Raw genomic sequence first — 19,622 nt, forward strand, 5'->3', positions numbered from 1 at the left:
GCGACCTCAACCGGCGGCAGCGATCTGCCGCAGCGCCTGCTCGAACACTTCCGGCGGCTGGCCGCCGGAGATGAGGTGCTGGCGGTTGATGATGATCGCCGGCACCGAGTGGATGCCGGCGCGCTGGAAGAACTGCTCCTGCGCGCGCACCTCGGCGGCGTAGCGGTCGCCAGCAAGGATCGCGCGCGCCTCGTTGCCGTCCAGCCCCACCGCTTCGGCCACGCGGGCGAGCACGGCGTGATCGCTCACGTCTTCGCCGTCGGTGAAATACGCTGTGAGCAGCGCGCGCTTGAGCGCATGCTGCTGGCCGCTGTCCTCGGCCCAGTGCAGCAGGCGATGGGCGTCGAAGGTGTTGTAGATGCGCCGCGTGTCCTGCTTGGCGAAGGTGAAGCCCACCGCCGCGCCGCGCTGGCGGATGTTCTCCTGGTTCTGCGCCAGCTGCGCGCGGCTCATGCCGTACTTCTTTGAGATGTGCTCGCCCACGTCCTCGCCTTCGCGCGCCATCTGCGGGTTCAGCTCGAATGGCTGGAAATGGATCTCGGCACGCACCTCGCCCTGCAACGCGTCGAGCGCACGCTCCAGCGAGGCCAGCCCCACCGCGCACCAGGGGCAGGAGACGTCGGAAACGAAATCGATGCGCAGGGCCTGGGGTTCGGTCATGGGGGGCGTCCGCAAGTAGGGGAAGCTCCCTGATATGGCGCTGCGCGGAGTGGACTCAATGTGTGTGGGTCGATCCGGCGCCACGCCCGCCGGTGGAGCGGCGGTCCGGCTCTCTGCCCAGGCGCTTTGCGGCGGCCATCACGCCAGCGCTGACGCTGTCGAACAGCTCACTTGGAAAGCCTTGAGGCAGGCGCGAGGCGACGGCATGTAGCGCTTCGGGAGCGCGCTCGACAAGTCCGTTGATGATCGGTTCGGCGCCATCGGGAAGACCCAGGCGCTCGGCCATGCTCACCCAGTGCCAGCGGTGGATGTCGTGCAGCAGGTAGTGGCGGTTCTCTCCCGTCACGGCCATCGCCAGCCGTGCCTTGCGCGGATCCATCGGGTTGGCGCCGCGTCCCTGCACGGGATAGGTCGAGAGAATGTCGTACAGCGGCGTCTGCCGGTATCGACCGCCGGGCAGCAGGGTGAGGCTGAAGTTCTTGGCGTGACCGTCGGTGGCCGCGAGCATCCAGAACAGCACCTGGGTGGTGAAGAAGCGCGCGCGATCGGCCGCGGCGTCTTCCGAGCCGCGCAGGATGTCCATGATGGCGGCGATGCCCGGGCCGCCGTCGCTCTCGTACTTGCGGTCGGGCGGCAGGCCGCTGGCCTGGCAGAAATCCTCCTGCGGAATGCGCAGCCAGTAGTCGCCATCGGCGGCCTTGGTGCGGTCGAAGCGCTCCACGATCAGGGCCTTCTGGTCTTCGAAGTGTCCGATGTCGACGTTCGCCACCGGCAGGCCGAACGCACGCACCAGCTCCATGCACAGCCACTCCAGTTCCACCGACTGGCGCATATCGGCCTGCACGTTGCCCACCAGGCCCAGCGGCAGCTTGAAGATGTGGGTCGACGGCGTAGCGCCATGCGGAATGCACCACTGGCCGCGGTGGTGCAGCAGCGCGGTTTTTTCCTGCGCGCCGGCGATGGAGAGACGAAACGCATCGTCGTCCGCGCGCTCGCCGGGAAGCCGGGCCACGGTGGTGTGGCGCAGCACCTGCGCGGCCCCGGCCTCGTCCAGCGGCTCGGCGTCGATGCGTCGAATATCTCCCGGCTCCGATCCAGCGGGAGCCAACTGGATGGCGCCCACGCAGTCGCGCCCGATGGCGGCCAGCAGATCGAACGGCGCGGTGGAGCGTGCGCCATAGCGCTCGCGCAACCGCTGCAGGATGCGGTCGTTGTCCGGCACCAGATTTTCGAAATACCAGGCCACCTTCTCGCCGCGAAGCACGCGGTGGCTGTCGCTGCTGCGACCGGTGGCCAGGCCGAACGGCAGCGAGAGCGACAGCGGACGCCCCAGCGACGAGGCGATCCAGCCGGCGTCGTAGGTCAGGCGATCGGCGCCGTTGCGCGGACGCTCCCAGGTGCCGACGAAGGCGCCGTTCATCCAGATGTCGAGAGCGAGGGTCCGCGTCATGGCTACCACTGCGGCGTGGCGCTGTCGCGCAGGTTCATGACGGGCTTGTCCTGCAGCAGCAGTTCGAGTCCCAGCACCTGGCACAGCCGATGAACGCGGTCGAAAGACGCCTTGGCGGCGTTGCTTTCCAGTTTCGACAGGGCCTGCGCGGTGATCCCTAGTTCCTTGGCCACGTCTGCCTGCGTGAGGCCGCGGCTCAACCGCGCGTTACGCAGCAGCACGCCGAGCTGGGCGGGCAGGCGGATCGGGGTGGCGAGCATGATTCAACTCCTGAGTTAATTACTCAGATATCAATCTACAGGTTGAATTCGACCATTTCAACCTGAAGGTTGGAATTCCTGACGATCAGCCGCCCACCATGCTCCGCGCCACCGCTTCGGCGATCTTGATGCCGTCCACGCCGGCCGAGAGGATGCCGCCGGCGTAGCCCGCACCTTCGCCGGCCGGGTACAGGCCGGTGGTGTTGAGGCTCTGCAGGGTCTCATCGCGCTTGATGCGGATCGGCGAGGAGGTGCGCGTCTCCACGCCGGTGAACACCGCGTCGTGCAGGGCGAAGCCCTTGATCTGGCGATCGAAGGCGGGCATCGCCTCGCGGATCGCGGCGATGGCGTAGTCGGGCAGGGCGCTGTCCAGGCTGCCCAGCGTGACGCCGGGCTTGAACGAGGGCAGCACCTCGCCGAATTCGCGCGAGGCGCGGCCGGCCAGGAAATCGCCGACCAGCTGGCCCGGCGCGTTGTAGTTCTCGCCGCCCAGCACATAGGCGCGACTTTCCAGCGCGCGCTGCAGGGCGATGCCGGCCAGCGGCGATCCGCTGTCGTCGAAGGGTGTGAAGTCGCTCGGATCGATGCCCACCACGATCGCCGCGTTCGCATTGCGCTCGTTGCGCGAGTACTGGCTCATACCGTTGGTGACCACGCGGCCAGGCTCACTGGTCGCCGCCACCACGGTGCCGCCTGGACACATGCAGAAGCTGTACACGGCGCGGCCGTTCTTCGCGTGGTGCACCAGCTTGTAGTCGGCCGCACCCAGCAGCGGATGGCCGGCCTGCGGACCGAAGCGGGCGCGATCGATGATTGTCTGTGGGTGCTCCACGCGAAAACCGATGGAGAACGGCTTGGCCTCCACGTAGACGCCGCGGGCGTGCAGCATGGCGAAGGTGTCGCGCGCGCTGTGGCCCACCGCCAGCACCACGTGGTAGCTGCGGATTTCCTCGCCGCTGGCCAGCACCACGCCGCGAATACGCTGGCGATCGCTGCCTTCGGCTTCCAGGATCAGGTCGTCCACCTTCTGCTGGAAGCGGATCTCGCCGCCCAGCGACTCGATCGTGCCGCGCATGTGCTCGACCATCGTCACCAGCCGGAATGTGCCGATGTGCGGTTTGTTGATCCAGAGGATCTCTTCGGGCGCGCCGGCCTTCACGAACTCCTCCAGCACCTTGCGGCCGTGGTGCTGCGGGTCGCGGATCTGGCTGTACAGCTTGCCGTCGGAGAACGTGCCAGCGCCGCCCTCGCCGAACTGCACGTTCGACTCCGGATGCAGGTTGCGCTTGCGCCACAGGTCCCAGGTGTCCTTGGTGCGCTCGCGCACCGCCTTGCCGCGGTCGAGGATGATCGGGCGAAAGCCCATCTGCGCCAGCACCAGTCCGGCGAACAGGCCGCACGGCCCCAGCCCGATCACGATCGGCCGGTGCGCCAGCGTGGCCGGCGCCTGGGTGACGAAGCGGTAGCGCGTATCCGGCGCGGGTTGAACGTGGGCGTCGTCGGCGAAACGCGCCAGCACGGCGGCCTCGTCGGCCACCTCGACATCCAGCGCGTAGATCAGCGCGATCGCCCCGCGCTTGCGCGCGTCGTGGCTGCGCTTGGCCACGCTGAAGCGGCGCAGTCCGTCCTTGCCGAGCTTGAGCCGCGTGCGGATCGCCTGCTCCAGGTCGGCGCCGCTGTGATCCAGCGGCAGCTTGAGGTCGGTCAGTCGCAGCATGCGTGGGGGTGCTCGGGCAATCGATCGGAGGGCGGCCGCAAGATGGTCGCCAGCGCGTCATTGTCCGGGCCGCGGTGCATGGGAACAAGGCGCCGCGCTGGGGCGGTGCGTCACTCGCGGGACGATGAAAAGGTCAGCGCCCGGCGGGGTGGGCGGGGGGGTAGGGGGAAGCCTTCGCCCGCCGGGCGCTGAAAAACGTGGCTCAGCGGGCGATTACGCCGCGAGCAGGGTACGGAACTGTTCGCCGGTGGCCTGCGGATGCAGCAACAGCAGGCGGGTACCGGCGTGCCGCGCACGGCGGCGCGCCGCCACGCGGCACAGCTGGCCATCGTTGCTGGAGATGGCGATGGTGTCGGCCGGCACCGAGGGCACCGGATGGCGGCACACCATGCCGTGCTGGGGCCCACCAACAATGACGAATTCGATGATCTGCTCCATGGTCATGCGCTCGCTGGGGTGAACGAACTACGTCGTCGGGTTGTTGCTGAGGAAGCAGGCCGTGCATCGGGGGAGGGAGCCGCCTTCCTCTTCGCTGGAGAGCGATGCAGGGCGCAGGCCAGCGCACAGGGTGCAAATGCGAGGTCGATCACAGTTCACGCGGCTGGTGGGCAAGGCGCGCTTCGACGCGTCTACGGGCGCATCCCGGCTTGCTCGTCGCCGGCACGCGGGCGAGGAGCGCGTGGACGTAGAAATGCGGAGGCGCAAACGTGCCACGCAAGCGGCGGCGATCGTTGCCTGGAGCGGCTTTCCGCGCATCGCATGGCGGCCGTTGCGCAATGTTGCCGCCGCTCTGGGTGCCGTGACGGCGGCCATCGAATGCGTGTGCGCCACACGCGCCGATGGTGTCGGCCGGAGGGCCGCAGTCGCCCCTGGTTCAGCGAATCGGCACCGCTTTTTGCGCTTGTAGCGGTGCCGCGGCCCCGATCGGCGGCCGGATCTGACGCGTCGCGTCACCTTCGGCCGAGGGAAGTGACGCAAACGCGGAGTGGGTCAGAGAGAACCCCGGCGACCATAGTGTCGCCGGGGCGGGCCGGTCAGTTGCGGCCGATGAAATCCTGCTTGCCGATGTCGGTGCCGGCTTCGCGCAGGATGTTGTAGGCAGTGGTGCAGTGGAAGAACACGTTGGGCAGCACGAAGTCCAGCAGGTAGGACTGACCTTCGAAGTGCATCTCGCCGCTGCGCATCTTCAGGTGGATGGCGCGGGTCTCGCTGCCGTCGATCTGCTCGGCGGTGAAGCCCTGCACGTAGGCGATGGCGCGCTCGATGCGGTCGTACACCTGGGCGAAGGTGGTCTCGTTGTCTTCGAACGCGGCCGGTTCCACGCCGGCCAGGCGGGCCACGCCGCGGGTCGCCATGTCGCAGGCGATCTGCACCTGCCGCACCAGCGGCAGCATGTCCGGCACCAGTCGGGTCTGCAGCAGCGTGGCGTCTTCCACCTGCTTGGTCTGAGCGTGCGCATGGCCCTTCTTCAGTACGGCCGACAGGTTGGTCAGCGCGCGCACGGCGAGGGGAACGGAAGCCTGGTACATCGACAGCGTCATGGGTGTTGCTCCGTGGTTGCGGGGGAGGAGGTGTCGTTCGCCGCGATGTGCAGCGCGGCGGCATGGGCGGCGTGGGCGGGGTCGGCCGGCGCCGCGCCGGAGGGCTCGAGCTGGCCGCCGCGCGTGGCGCGCACCGCCACCAGCAGGGCGCCGGCCAGCAGTCCGGCCGCCAGCAGGAACGCCGCGCCCGGCACGTGCACGCGGCTGGCCGGCGCAATCGACCAGGCGAACACCTGGGCGAACAGATACGGCCCGAAGATGCCGGCGAAGCTGCCCAGCGAGGTGTTGGCGCCCTGCAGGCGGCCCTGTTCGGACGGCTCCACCTGGCGCGTCATGATCGACTGGATCGGCGGGTTGGACAGGCCCCACAGCGCCATCAGCGGAATGCCGAGCAGGAACATCCAGCCTTCGGTCGCCAAGCCCATCAGCGCGAACGAGGCGATGCCGCAGAGCATGCCGAACAGCAGCACCGGCCGCTCGCCGAAGCGTGGGGTGAGTCGCCGCGTCAGCAGCGCCTGCACCAGCCCGTCGCAGGCCCCCACCAGCATCAGCACCAGGCCCACCGCCTGTGGGCCCCAGTGGTAGCGATAGTCCGCATACAGCACAAAGGTGATCTGCAGCGCGTAGTGCGCCAGGAACACCAGGAAGCTCGCCACGCCCATGCCCAGCAGCTGCGGCGTGCGGCACAGCAGCTTGAGCGCGCCGATCGGGTGCGCGCTGTGCAGCTCGAAGCGGGCGCTGCGCCGCTCCGGCGGCAGCGACTCGGGCAGCACGAACAGGCCGTAGAGGAAATTGCACAGCGCCAGCGAACCGGCCACGTAGAACGGCAGCCGCAGATGCATCGCGCCCAGCCAGCCGCCCAGCCCCGGCCCGAGCACGAAGCCCACGCCGAACGCCGCGCCCAGCAGGCCGTACGCACCGGCGCGCTTCTCCTTCGGCGTGATGTCGGCGATGTACGCATTGGCGGTGCTGAAGCTGGCCGCGGTCATGCCCATCACCGTGCGCCCCACGAACAGCAGCCACAGCGTGGGCGCCACCGCCAGCACAAAGAAGTCGATCGCCAGGCCGAAGTTGGAGATCAGGATCACCGGCCGACGGCCGTAGCGGTCCGACAGCGCGCCCTGGATCGGCGAAAAGATGAACTGGGTGATCGCGAACACCGTGCTCAGCACGCCCACCCACCAGGCGGCGCTGGCGGTGCCGCCGCCGATCAGCTGCTCCACCAGGTGCGGCAGCACCGGGATGATGATGCCGAACGCCAGCATGTCCAGCAGTACGGTGACGAAGATGAAGGCCAGCGCGGCGCGGCGGGGAGCGTGGTGGGGAGTCAAGGCGTTCTGGGGATCGACGGGCGCGAAGCGCGCACGATAACCGAAGCGGTGTGGCGCTCGCAGTGCCGGCTCGTTGTCGCGAAGCCTATTGCGGCGGCTGGGCCAGTTCGCGTGCGTCGAGCACACCGTCATGGTCGCGATCGAGCTTGCGGAACTGCCGCCGCAGGTTGGCCTGATGCTTCACCAGGGTTACCGCCCGGCCGCGGTGCCCGGGCAGCTCGGACGGCTCCAGCGTGCCGTCGTGGTTGCTGTCCATGACGAGGAAGCCGGCGCTGAGTCGGTCGACATACTCCTGCTCGCTCACCCGGCCATCACCGTCGTGGTCGAACAGCTGCAGGTAGGCCGCCGGCGTGGATTGTGCGTACGCCTGCGCCGCCGCCATGGCGCAGGCGCAGACCAGCAGCCAGAGAGTCAGGTGCTTGCTCAACGGATGCGCGGCACGCCGATGAACTGCAGGAACTCGCCGCGCGTGCGCGGATCGTCGCGGAACGATCCGAGCATCTGGCTGGTCACCATCGACACGCCGCGCTTGTGCACGCCGCGGGTGGTCATGCATTCATGGCTGGCTTCGATCACCACCGCCACGCCGCGCGGCTTGAGCGTCTCGTTGATGCACTGGGCGATCTGCGCGGTGAGCTTTTCCTGCACCTGGAAGCGGCGTGCATAGCCCTCCACCACACGGGCCAGCTTGCTGATGCCGACCACGCGGTTGGTCGGCATGTAGCCCACGTGGGCGCGTCCGATGATCGGCGCCATGTGGTGCTCGCAATGGCTCTCGAACTCGATGTCGCGCAGCACGACCATTTCGTCGTAACCCTCTACCTCCTTGAAGGTGCGCTTGAGGTACTCGGCCGGATCGTCGGCATAACCGGAGAACCAGTCGCCGTAGGCCTTCACCACCCGCCGCGGCGTATCGAGCAGCCCCTCGCGGGCCGGATCCTCGCCGGCCCAGCGCAACAAGGTGCGTACGGCCTCCTCGGCCTGCTCGCGGGTAACGTCGTGATGCTGGGGCTGGTCGCTCATGGGTGGTCCTGGAACAAAGCAAGAGGGTGAGTTTACCGGGGCGGCGCGATGGCGGCCGCCGACGGCGGCGGACGATGCGGCTCGGCGGGTGCCGCGAGCATCGATGCGCTTTACGGCGAATGGCGCGCGACGGATGCCGCCGGCACCCGCGCCAGGATGTCGCAGGGCGACCGACGGGCGGCTCAGGCGTCGCCCGGCTCCTCGTCGTCCAGGTCCCCGGCGGCCGGGCCGCCGTTGCCGATCTCGCCCAGCAGCGGCGCGGCGGCCTCGCCCGGCAGCGATTCCACCTCGCGCAGCCGGCGCTCGATGGCGCGGGTGCGCACGCCGGTGGCGTCGATGTGACGGCCGGCCTCGTCGAGCTTCTTCTTCACCTTGTCCAGCACGTCGCCGAACTTGCCGAACTCGGTCTTCACCGCGCCCAGGATCTTCCACACCTCGCTGGAGCGCTTAGCGATGGCCAGCGTACGGAAACCCATCTGCAGGCTGTTGAGCAGGGCGCTGAGCGTGGTCGGGCCGGCCACGGTGACGCGATGCTCGCGCTGCAGCTGCTCGAACAGCCCGGGCCGGCGGATCACCTCGGCGTACAGGCCCTCGGTGGGCAGGTACAGCACGGCGAAATCGGTGGTGTGCGGCGGCGCCACGTACTTGGTGCGGATGCGCTTGGCCTCCTCGCGCACGCGGGTTTCCAGCGCGCGGCCGGCGGCGTTGGCGGCATCGACGTCGGCGATCTCCTGCGCGTCGAGCAGGCGCTGGTAGTCCTCCACCGGAAACTTCGCGTCGATCGGCAGGTAGACGTGGTCGCCCTCGTCCTGGCCCGGCATGCGTATGGCGAACTCCACGCGCTCGTTGCTGCCCGGCACGGTGATCACGTTGGCGGCGTACTGCTCGGCGGTGAGCATGTCTTCCAGCAGCGCGCCCAGCTGCACCTCGCCGAAGATGCCGCGCTTCTTCACGTTGGTGAGCACGCGCTTGAGGTCGCCCACGCCGGTGGCCAGGTTCTGCATCTCGCCCAGCCCGCGCTGAACCGCTTCGAGCCGCTCGGACACCAGCTTGAACGACTGGCCAAGGCGCGTTTCCAGTGTGCTCTGCAGCTTTTCGTCCACGGTGGCGCGCATCTTTTCCAGCTGTGCGGCGTTGTCCTGCTGCAGCGCCTTGAGCTGGGCTTCCAGCGTGGCGCGCACGTCGCCCATGCGCTTTTCGTTGTCTGCGGTGAGCGCGGCCAGGCGCGCCTGCTGCTGCTCGCCGAAGCGGGTCAGCGCCAGGGTGAGCTCTTCGCGATTGCGGTGGGCGTCGCCGGCCAGGCGCTCGGCCAGTTTCTGCAGGCCGGTGTCGGTGCGTTCGGTGAGCTGGGCCAGCCGCGCGCCGAAGCCGTCGATGCGTTCGCCCTGCTGGGTCGATGCGCCGCCCAGCTGCTCGGCCACGTGCGCCCGGAACCGGTCGAAGCCCTGCTGCAGCTCCTCGCGCCCGGCCCGCTGCTCCTCGCGCAGCGTGCGCTGCAGCCGCTCGCCGTCGTCCTTGAGCGCGTCCAGCCGCGTCGTCAGCCCGGCATCGCCGCGCCCGCGCAGCAGCAGCGCCACCTGCAGCGCGATGACGACCAGCATCGCGAGCACGAGCACGATGGCGAGAGTTTCGAGGTTGGGCATGGGGCGATCCTGTAAAGCTGGGCCGCCAGTTTACGCGCTGATGTATCAGCGCTTGCGATCGCTGCGTGCAGTGCCCGCGGTAGCCGCCGTGCTGCGCAGCCGTCGGCGCAGATAGCGCAGGGCGCGCTGTTCGAGCTGGCGCGGGTGGCTGGCGCACGACGCCGGCACCGCGTGCTGCAGGCTGCCGTCGCGCCAGCCTTCGAACACGGCCGGGTGGATGTAGGAAGCGCGGCATACGGCCGGCGTATTGCCCAGGGTCGCCGCCACTTCCTTCACCCCTGCAGTGATCGCCTGGCGCAGCGCGCGCTCGCCGCCGCGCTCCGGCAGGGGCGTGCGCGCCATCACCCCGATCGCCTGCACGGTGCCGCCCCAGGTGCGGAAGTCCTTGGCGGTGAACTCGCCGCCGCTGGCCTCGCGCAGGTAGTCGTTGACCAGGCCCGAGTCGATCGGCTGGCGCGTGCCGTCGTCGTCCAGGTACTGGAACAGCCGCTGGCCGGGCAACTGCTGCACGCGGCGCAGGATGCCGGCGAGGCGGCGGTTGTCCAGCACCACTTCCTGGTCCTGACCGCTCTTGCCGCGAAAGGCGAAGCGCAGCCGGCCGCGTTCGGCGCGTACATGGCGCGAGCGCAGGGTGGTCAGCCCGAAACTGCGGTTGTCGCGCGTGTAGCAGTCGTTGCCGATGCGGATCAGCGTCTCGTCCAGCAGGCGCACCACCAGCGCCAGCACCTTCTCGCGCGGCAGGCCGGGGCGGGCGAGATCGGCGCGCACGTGGCGGCGGATGCGCGGCAGCGCGTCGCCGAAGGCGAGCAGGCGGGTGAACTTGTTGTTGTCGCGCAGCGCCCGCCACTCCGGGTGGTAGCGGTACTGCTTGCGCTGCCGCGCGTCGCGCCCGGTGGCCTGCAGGTGGCCGTTCGGGTTGGCGCAGATCCACACGTCGACATAGGCCGGTGGAATCGCCAGCGTGCGGATGCGCGCCAGCGTGGCGCCGTCACGCACCGGCGCGCCATCGGCATCGTGGTAGCTGAAGCCCTTGCCGCGGCGCCGCCGCGCGATGCCGGGTTGCTCGTCGCTCACATAGACCAGCCCCACCGCCCGCGCCTCGCGCAACACAGTGGGATCGACGGTGGCAGTCTTCGGCAGGGGGCGCGGCATGCGCCGAGTGTGGCCAGCGCCGATCAAGCGCGCGTGCAGGCAACGCGCGCGTCCACTTCACTCCACCCGGCAGAACACCGCCTTGAGGTAGCGCCCTTCCGGCACGTCGGTGCGGAACGGGTGATCGGCGCCGGCGCCACGCACGTCCAGCACCTGGATCTCGCGGCCGGCGTTGAGCGCCACGCGGCGCAGCATCTCGAGGAAATCCGCCTCGCTGACCAGGCCGGTGCACGAGCAGGTGAGCAGCAGGCCGCCGGGCGGAATCACGTCCAGCGCCATGCGGTTCATGGCGAAGTATTTCTTCAGCGCGTCCATCACCTTGGAGCGGTCGCGGGTGAGCTTGGCCGGGTCGAGGATCACCGCGTCGTAGCGCTCGCCGCGCGCCACCGCGGCGCGCACCCAGTCGAAGATGTCGGCCTGCTCGAACGCCACGTCCACGCCGTTGGCGGCGGCGTTGGCGCGGGCGATCTCCAGGATGCCGGCGTCCATGTCCACACCCATCGCCTCGCGTGCGCCCGCAGCCATCGCATGCACCGCAAAGCCGCCGGCGTTGCAGCACAGGTCGAGCACGCGGCGGCCCTTCGCCAGCTGGGCGAAGCGCTGGCGGTTGTCGCGCTGGTCGGCGAAGAAGCCGGTCTTGTGGCCCAGCCCCGGCGCAGCGTGGAAGCGCAGGCCGTGCTCGTGCACTTCCACCGGCGCGGGCATCTCGCCGCTGCGGCAGTCGAACGATTCCTGCTTCTGCACGTGGCTCTCGGCAAACCACACCATGCGCGCGCCCGGGAAGTGGGTCTGCAGCGCCGCGTGGATCGCCTCGCGGAATTTCCACATGCCGGCGGCGAAGTATTCGACCACCAGGATGTCGGCGTAGCGATCGACGATCAGCCCGGAGAGCCCGTCGCCCTCGCTATGCACCACGCGCCAGGCGTCGCTCACCGTGTCCAGCTGCAGCAGCTCGCGGCGCAGCTGCACGGCGCGGGCGACCTTCGCGGCGATCCACGCGGCGTCGATGGTCTCGGCGGCATCGTTGGACAGCAGCCGCAGCGCGATGCGCGCGTGGCCGTTCCAGAAGCCGCGGCCGACAAAGCGCCCGCGCGCGTCGTGCACCTCCACCACGCTGCCCGGCGGCAGCCGGCCCTCGGGCTTGTAGACCTGCGCCGACCACACCCACGGATGACCCGGGGAGCGATCGGACTTGAGGCGGATGACGGGGAGTTCGGCGGGTGCGGCGGGCGGGTTGATCGGCGGGTTGATTGGCGTGTTCATCGCCGCATTCTACCGGCTGCGCGCCGGCCGCCGGCGTCGCTCGCGCTCAGCGAGCCTATGTCACCCGCGTTCAGTCCGCCTGCATCACCGCCAGCTCGTTGCCGTGCGGGTCGCGAAACTGGAACCGGCGCCCGCCGGGGAACGCAAAGATCGGGCGCACCACGACACCGCCGGCACCGGTGACCGCTGCCAATGCCGCCTCCAGATCGTCCACCTCGATCACCGGCAGCGGCGCGGCCGGCGCTTCGGCCAGGTCGCCCTGCAGGCCGACATCCACATCGCCGGTGGTGGTGGCCGCGTAGCTGGGGCCGAAATCGGCGAGCGTCCAGCCGAAGGCTTTTGCGTAGAAGGCCTTCGATGCCGCGAGGTCGGCCGCGGGCAGTTCGATGTAGTTGGGGCGAGCCATGTTCGTGTCTCCTTCGGATCAGCGCAGCCGCAGCACCAGCCACGACAGCAACGCCAGCAGGTTGATGCCGATGCGCGACACCGCCGGCCCGGCCACCGCCAGCACGAAGCCGTGCGTGCCCAGATGCCAGTCGATGCCCAGCCGCGGCGAGGCCTGCAGCGTGGCGAACACGTTGATGAAGGCGCCGCTGTGCAGCGCGTAGCTCAGCACCGGCGTGGCCAGCAGCGGCAGCTGCAGCAGCTGCGCCACGCGCGAAAACGCCACGCCGCGCTCGCTGCCTTCCATCAACAGCACGCCGGCGATCAGGATGAAGCCGAACAGCGCCAGGCCGATCAGCGCCATCAGCGTCTCGTAGGTGGAACCCAGCGGCAGCAGCCGGCGCACGCTCGCCACCACGCCGAGAAAGCCGCCGACGATTTCGAGGATGCCGATCAGGCGGAAGAGGAACGAACGCATGCAGTGGCTCCAGAGCAAAGGGAAACGGTTTCTGTAGGAGCGACCTCGGTCGCGATGCTCTTGCTCCGATCCAGACAACAAAAGCCAACAGCATCGCGACCGAGGTCGCTCCTACAAGGGCAGCGCATCATTCCAGATCGTCGGCTTGTTCGTGCAGGTCGGCGATGTGCTGCTCCCACCAGCGCGGCTCGGCGGCAAACGGGAATGCCAGCGGGAAGGCTGGATCGTGCCAGCGCTGGGCGATCCAGCCGGCGTGGTGCAACTGGCGCATGGCGCGCAGCACCGGCACCAGCGCCAGCTCGCCGTCGTCGAATTCGCGCAGGGTGGTGTAGCCGTCCAGCAGGGCGCGCATCGCCGCCTCGTCGTTGGCCAGCATCCACAGATCCTGCACGGCCGGGCCGGTGCGAGCGTCGTCCAGGTCGACGAAGTGCGGGCCGGCATCGGTCCACAGCACGTTGCCGGGGTGGCAGTCGCCGTGCAGGCGCAGCGTGCGCACCGGGCCGACCGCGTCCAGCCGCTGTGCGATGGCTTCGTCCAGCCGCGCGCTGGCGGCGCGGTAGGCGTGCGCCAGGGACGGCGGCAGCAAGGGGGAGTCCAGCACCGCCTGCACGCTCGTGCGCACCATCGTGTCGCGGTCCAGCCGTCCGCGGTGGGCGAACGGCGCGCGTGCGCCCACGGTGTGGATGCGTGCGATCAGCCGACCCAGCCATTCCAGCTGGTCGCGCGATTCCAGTGATGGCGCGCGGCCGCCGTGGCGCGGCGACAGGGCGTAGCGATAGCCGCCGTGCTGCAGCAGGCTGTGCCCGTCGAAGCGCAGCGGCGCCACCACGGGGATCTCCGCGTCCATCAGCTCCTGTGCAAAGGCGTGCTCTTCGCGGATCGCCTCGTCGCTCCAGCGGCCCGGCCGGTAGAACTTGGCGATCACCGGCGCGGCATCCTCGATGCCCACCTGCCACACGCGGTTCTCGTAGCTGTTGAGCGCCAGCAGGCGGCCGTCTGGCCATAGCCCGCAGGCCTCGATCGCATCGAGTACCCGATCGGGCGTGAGGTCGGCGTAGGGCGCTTCGGCGCTCACCATTCGTCTCCTGTCGGAGCGCGGTCGAGCACGGCCATCGCTCGCGCTGTCGTCACCCCTTCGCCCCAAGCACCCGCGCCGGCACCACCGCCATGGTCAGGCGCGAGATGCACACCAGCGAGCCGTCCTCGTTCTCGATGCGGATCTCCCACACCTGCGTGGTGCGCCCGAGGTGCAGCGGACGCGCGGTGCCGGTGACGGTGCCGCTGCGCACGCCGCGCACGTGGTTGGCGTTGATGTCCAGGCCCACGGTGAGCTCCTGCGTCGGGTCCAGCGTGAGCATCGCCGCGGTGGAGCCCAGCGTCTCGGCCAGCGCCACCGAGGCGCCGCCGTGCAGCAGGCCGTAGGGCTGGTGGGTGCGCGCGTCCACCGGCATCGTGCCGCGCAGGAAATCCTCGCCCATTTCAGTAACGCGGATGCCCAACGCTTCCATCAAGGTGTTCTTCGACCAGCCATTGATGGTGTCCAGGCTGATGTCCTGCTTCCAGATGCTCATGCTTGATACTCGTAAGGCGAACCCGCATTGTCGGTCCACACCTGTCGCGGCGACAATCGCATCGTGTTCACCATCACCCTCCAGGCAACCGGCCACCGCTTCGCGGCGCAGCCGGGCGAGACCGTGCTCGAAGCCGCGCAGCGCGCCGGCATCGCGCTGCCGTACTCGTGCCGCTCCGGTGTGTGCGGCAGCTGCAAGGCGATCCTGCTCGAGGGCCAGGTGGACTACCCGCGCCATCCGCCGCTGGCGCTGGATGCCGGCGAACGCGCGCACCACGCGGTACTGCTGTGCCAGGCCGTGCCCGCCAGCGACCTCACCATCGCCGCACGCGAAGTCGCCTCGGTGGAGGACATCGCCCGTCGCGCGCTCACCGTGCGCATCGTCGACAAGCGCCGGCTGGCGCCGGAGGTGGTCGGCCTGCGCCTGCGACCGGCGCCCGGCGAGCGCCCGCTGCGCCACCTGGCCGGGCAATACCTCGACGTGCTGCTCGACGACGGCAAGCGCCGCCCGTTCTCCATCGCCAACATGCCCGCACCCGACGGCAGCCTGGAGCTGCACGTGCGCCACGTCGCCGGCGGCGGCTTCACCTCATGGGTGAGCGAACGGGCGCAGGTGGGCGACACGCTGCGCATCGAAGGCCCGCTGGGCACCTTCGTGCCGCGCGAGGATTCCGAGCGACCGATGATCTTCATGGCCGGCGGCACCGGCTTCGCGCCGGTCAAGGCGGTGGTGGAGCACTTCCTCGCCCTCGGCACCCGCCGCGCCATCCGCGTCTACTGGGGCGCCCGCCAGAGCGGCGATCTCTACCTGCGCGCGCTGGCCGAACAGTGGCAGCGCGACGCGCACGATCTGCTGTTCATCCCCGTGCTCTCCGAAGCCTGTGACGCGCACACGCGCGTGGGCCTGGTGCACGACGCCCTGCTCGCCGACCACCCGGATCTCAGCGCCCACGACCTCTACATGAGCGGCCCACCCGCCATGATCGACGCCGCCCGCCACCGCTTCGTCGACGCCGGCCTGCCGGAAGACCGGCTCTACTACGACTCGTTCGAATACGCGCCGGATGTGCTGGCGCAGATTCTGGCGGGACGGGCGGGTATTAGGGCCGAGGGCTAGGGCAGCGCTGCGGAGCGATTCAACGCCCGTTGCGGTGCGTTCGCTTTCCGATCACCCATCCAAGCGAGAGCACATAGCGGCTCCCGCCAGCCACCTTCGTGACACTGTGCTCGCAGGCATCTGGGCGGAACAGCTTGATCCGCCGGCTGGCAAAAATCGGCGACGCACAGACGAAATCGCCGCCCAACTTCGGTGACTTGAGCACGAGATTGAGCCGGTAGTGCCGCCCCTCTGTCACCGGATCGGTGTGCGGGGGAATCTCCGAGCCCTCGGGATAGCGGATGAGGTAGCTGTCGAACGGCAGCGGCCAGCGCCCGGTGAGCAGGAGCATCTTGTCGTAGCCGCTGCCTTGGCGGCCCTTCTGCCAGCGGAAAGCCTGGGCGAGGTAGGAGCGGATCGTGAGTTCGGTGCTCATCGGCGCTTTGGCCTCCTAACGTTAGTGAAGTAGCAGCGCCGAGATCGATCGACCTCTGGGTGCCTTCAGCGGTCGCGCTGGACTCTCGGGAAGTGAGCCCGGCCCTGTTCGCTGTCTTACAAGCGACGGATTCTGTCCTCTAACGGGTCGCCGCCCTGATAGCCAGAGACAAATGACCAGCCAGCAAAAAGTTGCCAGTAGAAGCCGAGTACTTCTTCAACTCCGTCGTAGCTCAAATCCCAGTTCTTGGTTCTTAGAAGTGACTTGGTGATGCGGCGAGTGAACGCGTGAAGTTCCGGTTCTTGGATGTCGATTCTTGTGGTGGCGTACTGCAACTCGCTATGTAGAATTTCAGACTCCATCTTTATCTGCGTTAAGTGATGTTCCTCGATGTTATTCATTATGTATTGCGTCCTGTCCTGGCCGGACACTCCCGAGGGTGCTTTGAAGTAGTCCTTAAATTCAGGCGCATTCATCAGTTTGGCGGCAAGCTCTGGGTCGATGGTTCCGTGCAGAATTCCTAGAAATATATAGATGACTTCTTGCTTGTAGTGTAGGTAAGTTTCAAGAAGGTGAGCACGAATACGCACCTTCTGTTCGTAGGCTGGAACTCTTACCAACAAGTAGAACATTACGACTGAGGAAATTACGCCCGCAGAAAGATTGAAAATAATCTCGTTTCCCGCCTTGAACTGGTAAAACACAGGCGCCAAAGACGTTGCTGCAATCCAAGATGCAAGTGGGTCTGAGGATGCTGCCGTCATTAGATAGACGGCGACGAGGCACGTCAGCAGTAGAACTGCGTCGAACTTGTTTTTTCGCAAGAAGCGCAAGATTTTCATGTGAGACCTAACGCTGAAATTGAGCAGCAAAATCCTAGGTCAGAGTCGACCTTCGTTCGCCGCTTGTTCAAATGATGTCAGCGCGGGAGGCAGGTCGCCACCCGAATTTAGCGGTCGCCCGACGAGCCGGCGCAGCGCGCCGGCAGCGATGCGGAACAAAAAAACCCGCTTCGGCGGTTGCCTTGGCGGGTTTTCATAGGTCCGAGCGCGATGCTGGACCTGACGTTACTCGCGCGGGACGCGTCGCCTTACTTCCCCTTCGCCACCGGCAACTGCGCCTGGGTCCACGCGCCCATGCCGCCGCCGAGGAAGTAGACCTTCTGGAAGCCGGCTTTCACCAGGCGCTGGGCCGCGCCCTGGGCGGTCTGGCCGGCGCGGCAGATGACGACCACCGGCAGGTCCTTGGCCTTGGCCAGGTCCTTGCTCTCCGGGTCGAACTGGCTCATCAGCACGTGCTTGGCGCCGGGGATGTGGCCCTTCTCGTAGCTGTCGCGCGGGGAGATATCCACCAGCAGCGGGTTCTCGCGGTTCATCAGCAGGGTGAGGCCGGCCGGCGTGAGCTCCTTGTACTTGCGCAGCAGGGTCATCAGTTGGGTGACGATCACCGCCACCAGCAGGATCACGAACAGCGCCGAGAGCGCGATATGGTTGCCCACGAAGGTGGGCAGCTTGTGCAGGAAATCGTTCATGGGTGCTTCGCTGGGGCAGCCGCAGGCCGCGGGAGTGGGGCGGAAAACCCGCGATTATACGGGCAGCGGGGCCTGGCGCTCAGCGCGCGGTGGTGAGATCGGGCAGGCCGCTGGTGAGCCACCAGTGCTTGGCCTCGGGGTCGTAGCGCCAGGTCTGCTTGTCGACCAGGGTGCGCTCGGCCTGCGTGTTGAGGTTGACGATGCCGATGCGCACCACCTGCTGCGCCTCGTTTTCGCCGGTGGGCACCGGGCCCTGGCCATCGTCGTAGTCGCTGACGCGGTACTGCTTGAAGCGCGACAGCTCGATGGGTGTGAGCGGATGCGCCTCGCGCACCTTGGGGTCGACGAACTGCTCGGCGTTGGCGAAGTCGCCCCAGCGCACGGTGCTGCCGTAGGCGTTGAGGGTGGCGGTGAGCGTGGTGTTGCGCTTGTCGGTGGCGCAGCCGGCGAGCAGCACGAGGCCGGCGAGGGCGCACAGGGTGGCGATGCGGCGCATGGAGTGGATCTCCCGGAGAAAGGCCCGGGCATTGTGCCGCATGCCGCCGGGCGGGCAAGCCCGCGGCATCGCTCAGGGCTGCGCGCGGCGCTTGGCGACGAAGCGCGCCGACAGCGTGGCCGCCGGCTTGCCGGGCGTGCCCGGTACTTCGCAGGCCACCTCGATGCGGGCGCGGCCGCGGGCGGCCAGCGTGTCGAAGAAGGCGGTCCAGTCCGCCTCCGGCGCCAGCTGCGCATCGGCGCGGAAGTCGTCCCACACCGGCGCGAGGTAGCGCACGGTGGACTCGCCCACGAACAGGTCGCAATCGTCGCCGCGGCGCCGCAGCGCCAGTTCCACCAGCGCCCAGCCGGCCAGCGTCATCAGGCTCACCAGGCTGCCGCCGAACGCGCAACCCTTGTCGTTGACGTTGGGCGCCAGCGGCACCGCCAGGCTCAGGCGATCGTGCGACCAGGCCTGCAGCGAGGGCTCCATCGCGCGGGCGAGCGGGATCTCGTCGCGGATGAACTGCACCAGCGCTTCGGCCAGGGCGAGTTCGGCCGCGTCGTCGGCGGGATGCGGGGCGGAGGAAGGGGCGGCAGACATGGCGTGACTCGTGGCGGGGATGGATCACTGCCGCACGTCGGGGCGCGGCAGGGCGGATCAGTGTACGGCCCATCGCGGCTAGACTGCGACGCACGAAAGCCGTACCTGCCTGTCTCTCTACGTTGCCCACCGCCCACGGGACGCACGCATGACCCAGCCCGAAGCGCCGCATGACTTGCATGGCCGCGTGGTGGTGATCACCCGTCCGGTGGGTGCCGCCGCCGCGATGATGCGTCGGGTGCGCGCAGCCGGCGGTCGTCCGCTGCACGTGCCGGGCATGGCGCTGCGCACGATCGACGATGCGGCCACCCGCGCGGCGCTGGCTGCTGCGCTGCGCGCCGAGCGGGTGATCTTCACCAGCCCGGCCGCGGTGCGCCTGGCCCATGCGCTGCATCCGCTGCCGGCCGATTGCCCCGCCATCGGCGTGGGCCAGGGCACGGCGCGCGCGTTGTCGCGTGCCGGCGTGCGGGTGCCGCTGGCGCCGTCGCGGCAGGACAGTGAAGGCGTGCTTTCACTACCTGCGCTGCAATCGCTGCGTGGCACCTCGGTGGCCCTGATCGGCGGCGAAGGCGGGCGCGGGTTGTTGCGCGAAGCGCTGGCGGCGCGCGGCGCCGAGCTGCGCGAGGTGCACGTCTACAAGCGGGTGCCGCCGCGGCTGGATCGGAGGCATGTGGAGCCCTTGCTGCACGCGCTGCCACCGGACGCGTGTGTGCTGCTGTCCAGCGCCGAGGCGATCGGCCACCTGCGCCAGCAGTTGCCGCCGGACGCGTGGACGGCGCTGCGCGAGATCACCGCCGTAGTAAGCAGCGCGCGGCTGCGGGCGATTGCGCGCGAAGCGGGCTGGACGCGGCTGGTGCTGGCGCGGTCGGCGCTGCCGGCCGATCTGGTGGCGGCAGCAGCCGGGGCGGACGTCGCGGATGGCTGAGGTTGGCGTGATCGGCAATCGTCTGCGCAGGCGGCGACGTGGTGCCCGGTCTTTTGCAGATGAATTGCGGGGAGTCTTCGCGTT

General features: G+C 68.7%; 23 protein-coding genes. 2 read left to right on the forward strand and 21 right to left on the reverse strand.

What is annotated here, in order from left to right:
• Positions 1-6 precede the first annotated feature (6 nt).
• From ACQVBX_RS16510 to ACQVBX_RS16585, 16 genes are all read right to left on the reverse strand, one after another.
• The gene (locus ACQVBX_RS16510) at positions 7-660 is read right to left on the reverse strand and encodes a DsbA family oxidoreductase (protein ID WP_431635471.1); all 654 of its coding nucleotides are present in this window, start codon (positions 658-660) and stop codon (positions 7-9) included.
• Positions 661-715: 55 nt separating this feature from the next.
• Complete coding sequence (locus ACQVBX_RS16515; protein WP_431635473.1) at positions 716-2,110, reverse strand: type II toxin-antitoxin system HipA family toxin; 1,395 nt, start codon at positions 2,108-2,110, stop codon at positions 716-718.
• A gap of 2 nt (positions 2,111-2,112) precedes the next feature.
• On the reverse strand, positions 2,113-2,370 hold the full coding sequence (locus ACQVBX_RS16520; protein WP_431635476.1) for a helix-turn-helix domain-containing protein: 258 nt from the start codon (positions 2,368-2,370) through the stop codon (positions 2,113-2,115).
• Between the two features lie 85 nt (positions 2,371-2,455).
• Complete coding sequence (locus ACQVBX_RS16525) at positions 2,456-4,087, reverse strand: NAD(P)/FAD-dependent oxidoreductase (RefSeq protein WP_431635478.1); 1,632 nt, start codon at positions 4,085-4,087, stop codon at positions 2,456-2,458.
• A 213-nt stretch (positions 4,088-4,300) separates the two neighbouring features.
• A complete protein-coding gene (locus tag ACQVBX_RS16530) occupies positions 4,301-4,525 on the reverse strand; it encodes a hypothetical protein (protein WP_431635479.1) in 225 nt (74 codons plus the stop codon).
• Between the two features lie 596 nt (positions 4,526-5,121).
• Positions 5,122-5,628, reverse strand: coding sequence for a DUF1993 domain-containing protein (locus ACQVBX_RS16535; RefSeq protein ID WP_431635480.1), 507 nt, complete (start codon positions 5,626-5,628; stop codon positions 5,122-5,124).
• Entirely contained in the window at positions 5,625-6,959 is a 1,335-nt protein-coding gene (locus tag ACQVBX_RS16540) for a TCR/Tet family MFS transporter (RefSeq protein ID WP_431635481.1), read from the reverse strand. Before ACQVBX_RS16540 ends, ACQVBX_RS16535 begins: the two co-directional genes overlap by 4 nt.
• A gap of 85 nt (positions 6,960-7,044) precedes the next feature.
• The gene (locus ACQVBX_RS16545) at positions 7,045-7,386 is read right to left on the reverse strand and encodes an EF-hand domain-containing protein (RefSeq protein ID WP_431635483.1); all 342 of its coding nucleotides are present in this window, start codon (positions 7,384-7,386) and stop codon (positions 7,045-7,047) included.
• Complete coding sequence (folE, locus tag ACQVBX_RS16550) at positions 7,383-7,982, reverse strand: GTP cyclohydrolase I FolE (protein WP_431635484.1); 600 nt, start codon at positions 7,980-7,982, stop codon at positions 7,383-7,385. Before folE ends, ACQVBX_RS16545 begins: the two co-directional genes overlap by 4 nt.
• Before the next feature lie 182 nt (positions 7,983-8,164).
• Positions 8,165-9,625, reverse strand: coding sequence for a DNA recombination protein RmuC (gene rmuC, locus ACQVBX_RS16555; RefSeq protein WP_431635485.1), 1,461 nt, complete (start codon positions 9,623-9,625; stop codon positions 8,165-8,167).
• Positions 9,626-9,670: 45 nt separating this feature from the next.
• Positions 9,671-10,777 (reverse strand): DNA topoisomerase IB, encoded by a 1,107-nt coding sequence (locus ACQVBX_RS16560; protein WP_431635486.1) that lies wholly within the window; start codon positions 10,775-10,777, stop codon positions 9,671-9,673.
• 57 nt (positions 10,778-10,834) lie between these two features.
• Entirely contained in the window at positions 10,835-12,040 is a 1,206-nt protein-coding gene (locus ACQVBX_RS16565) for a class I SAM-dependent rRNA methyltransferase (protein ID WP_431635488.1), read from the reverse strand.
• 70 nt (positions 12,041-12,110) lie between these two features.
• On the reverse strand, positions 12,111-12,446 hold the full coding sequence (locus tag ACQVBX_RS16570; protein WP_431635489.1) for a VOC family protein: 336 nt from the start codon (positions 12,444-12,446) through the stop codon (positions 12,111-12,113).
• Positions 12,447-12,464: 18 nt separating this feature from the next.
• Complete coding sequence (locus tag ACQVBX_RS16575) at positions 12,465-12,902, reverse strand: hypothetical protein (protein WP_431635491.1); 438 nt, start codon at positions 12,900-12,902, stop codon at positions 12,465-12,467.
• 127 nt (positions 12,903-13,029) lie between these two features.
• Positions 13,030-13,980 (reverse strand): serine/threonine protein kinase, encoded by a 951-nt coding sequence (locus tag ACQVBX_RS16580; RefSeq protein ID WP_431635492.1) that lies wholly within the window; start codon positions 13,978-13,980, stop codon positions 13,030-13,032.
• Positions 13,981-14,029: 49 nt separating this feature from the next.
• Positions 14,030-14,473 (reverse strand): hotdog fold thioesterase, encoded by a 444-nt coding sequence (locus tag ACQVBX_RS16585; RefSeq protein ID WP_431635493.1) that lies wholly within the window; start codon positions 14,471-14,473, stop codon positions 14,030-14,032.
• A 63-nt stretch (positions 14,474-14,536) separates the two neighbouring features.
• Here ACQVBX_RS16585 and ACQVBX_RS16590 point away from each other — a divergent pair, with 63 nt between their 5' ends.
• A complete protein-coding gene (locus ACQVBX_RS16590) occupies positions 14,537-15,589 on the forward strand; it encodes a 2Fe-2S iron-sulfur cluster-binding protein (protein ID WP_431635495.1) in 1,053 nt (350 codons plus the stop codon).
• A 19-nt stretch (positions 15,590-15,608) separates the two neighbouring features.
• On the opposite strand, the gene ACQVBX_RS16595 is transcribed toward ACQVBX_RS16590, so the two are convergent.
• From ACQVBX_RS16595 to ACQVBX_RS16615, 5 genes are all read right to left on the reverse strand, one after another.
• Positions 15,609-16,004, reverse strand: coding sequence for a hypothetical protein (locus ACQVBX_RS16595; RefSeq protein ID WP_431635496.1), 396 nt, complete (start codon positions 16,002-16,004; stop codon positions 15,609-15,611).
• Between the two features lie 116 nt (positions 16,005-16,120).
• Positions 16,121-16,846 (reverse strand): hypothetical protein, encoded by a 726-nt coding sequence (locus ACQVBX_RS16600; protein WP_431635497.1) that lies wholly within the window; start codon positions 16,844-16,846, stop codon positions 16,121-16,123.
• 248 nt (positions 16,847-17,094) lie between these two features.
• On the reverse strand, positions 17,095-17,535 hold the full coding sequence (locus ACQVBX_RS16605; RefSeq protein ID WP_431635498.1) for a rhodanese-like domain-containing protein: 441 nt from the start codon (positions 17,533-17,535) through the stop codon (positions 17,095-17,097).
• Positions 17,536-17,614: 79 nt separating this feature from the next.
• The gene (locus ACQVBX_RS16610; protein ID WP_431635499.1) at positions 17,615-18,031 is read right to left on the reverse strand and encodes a hypothetical protein; all 417 of its coding nucleotides are present in this window, start codon (positions 18,029-18,031) and stop codon (positions 17,615-17,617) included.
• Between the two features lie 72 nt (positions 18,032-18,103).
• Positions 18,104-18,613 (reverse strand): YiiD C-terminal domain-containing protein, encoded by a 510-nt coding sequence (locus tag ACQVBX_RS16615; protein ID WP_431635501.1) that lies wholly within the window; start codon positions 18,611-18,613, stop codon positions 18,104-18,106.
• Positions 18,614-18,761: 148 nt separating this feature from the next.
• Between ACQVBX_RS16615 and ACQVBX_RS16620 the strand changes: the two genes are divergently transcribed.
• Entirely contained in the window at positions 18,762-19,538 is a 777-nt protein-coding gene (locus ACQVBX_RS16620; protein WP_431635502.1) for a uroporphyrinogen-III synthase, read from the forward strand.
• Positions 19,539-19,622 lie beyond the last annotated feature (84 nt).

The sequence above is a fragment of the Dyella thailandensis genome (assembly GCF_050749815.1).
In the GTDB taxonomy this organism is placed as follows: domain Bacteria; phylum Pseudomonadota; class Gammaproteobacteria; order Xanthomonadales; family Rhodanobacteraceae; genus Dyella_A.

Coding starts and splice junctions, on each gene's coding strand:
- rmuC (WP_431635485.1), bottom strand. CDS start 9,625: ATGCCCAACCTCGAAACTCTCGCCATCGTGCTCGTGCTCGCGATGCTG.
- ACQVBX_RS16565 (WP_431635488.1), bottom strand. CDS start 12,040: ATGAACACGCCAATCAACCCGCCGATCAACCCGCCCGCCGCACCCGCC.
- ACQVBX_RS16570 (WP_431635489.1), bottom strand. CDS start 12,446: ATGGCTCGCCCCAACTACATCGAACTGCCCGCGGCCGACCTCGCGGCA.
- ACQVBX_RS16605 (WP_431635498.1), bottom strand. CDS start 17,535: ATGAACGATTTCCTGCACAAGCTGCCCACCTTCGTGGGCAACCATATC.
- ACQVBX_RS16575 (WP_431635491.1), bottom strand. CDS start 12,902: ATGCGTTCGTTCCTCTTCCGCCTGATCGGCATCCTCGAAATCGTCGGC.
- ACQVBX_RS16580 (WP_431635492.1), bottom strand. CDS start 13,980: ATGGTGAGCGCCGAAGCGCCCTACGCCGACCTCACGCCCGATCGGGTA.
- ACQVBX_RS16560 (WP_431635486.1), bottom strand. CDS start 10,777: ATGCCGCGCCCCCTGCCGAAGACTGCCACCGTCGATCCCACTGTGTTG.
- folE (WP_431635484.1), bottom strand. CDS start 7,982: ATGAGCGACCAGCCCCAGCATCACGACGTTACCCGCGAGCAGGCCGAG.
- ACQVBX_RS16620 (WP_431635502.1), top strand. CDS start 18,762: ATGACCCAGCCCGAAGCGCCGCATGACTTGCATGGCCGCGTGGTGGTG.
- ACQVBX_RS16520 (WP_431635476.1), bottom strand. CDS start 2,370: ATGCTCGCCACCCCGATCCGCCTGCCCGCCCAGCTCGGCGTGCTGCTG.
- ACQVBX_RS16610 (WP_431635499.1), bottom strand. CDS start 18,031: ATGCGCCGCATCGCCACCCTGTGCGCCCTCGCCGGCCTCGTGCTGCTC.
- ACQVBX_RS16585 (WP_431635493.1), bottom strand. CDS start 14,473: ATGAGCATCTGGAAGCAGGACATCAGCCTGGACACCATCAATGGCTGG.
- ACQVBX_RS16515 (WP_431635473.1), bottom strand. CDS start 2,110: ATGACGCGGACCCTCGCTCTCGACATCTGGATGAACGGCGCCTTCGTC.
- ACQVBX_RS16530 (WP_431635479.1), bottom strand. CDS start 4,525: ATGGAGCAGATCATCGAATTCGTCATTGTTGGTGGGCCCCAGCACGGC.
- ACQVBX_RS16595 (WP_431635496.1), bottom strand. CDS start 16,004: ATGAGCACCGAACTCACGATCCGCTCCTACCTCGCCCAGGCTTTCCGC.
- ACQVBX_RS16535 (WP_431635480.1), bottom strand. CDS start 5,628: ATGACGCTGTCGATGTACCAGGCTTCCGTTCCCCTCGCCGTGCGCGCG.
- ACQVBX_RS16510 (WP_431635471.1), bottom strand. CDS start 660: ATGACCGAACCCCAGGCCCTGCGCATCGATTTCGTTTCCGACGTCTCC.
- ACQVBX_RS16525 (WP_431635478.1), bottom strand. CDS start 4,087: ATGCTGCGACTGACCGACCTCAAGCTGCCGCTGGATCACAGCGGCGCC.
- ACQVBX_RS16615 (WP_431635501.1), bottom strand. CDS start 18,613: ATGTCTGCCGCCCCTTCCTCCGCCCCGCATCCCGCCGACGACGCGGCC.
- ACQVBX_RS16600 (WP_431635497.1), bottom strand. CDS start 16,846: ATGAAAATCTTGCGCTTCTTGCGAAAAAACAAGTTCGACGCAGTTCTA.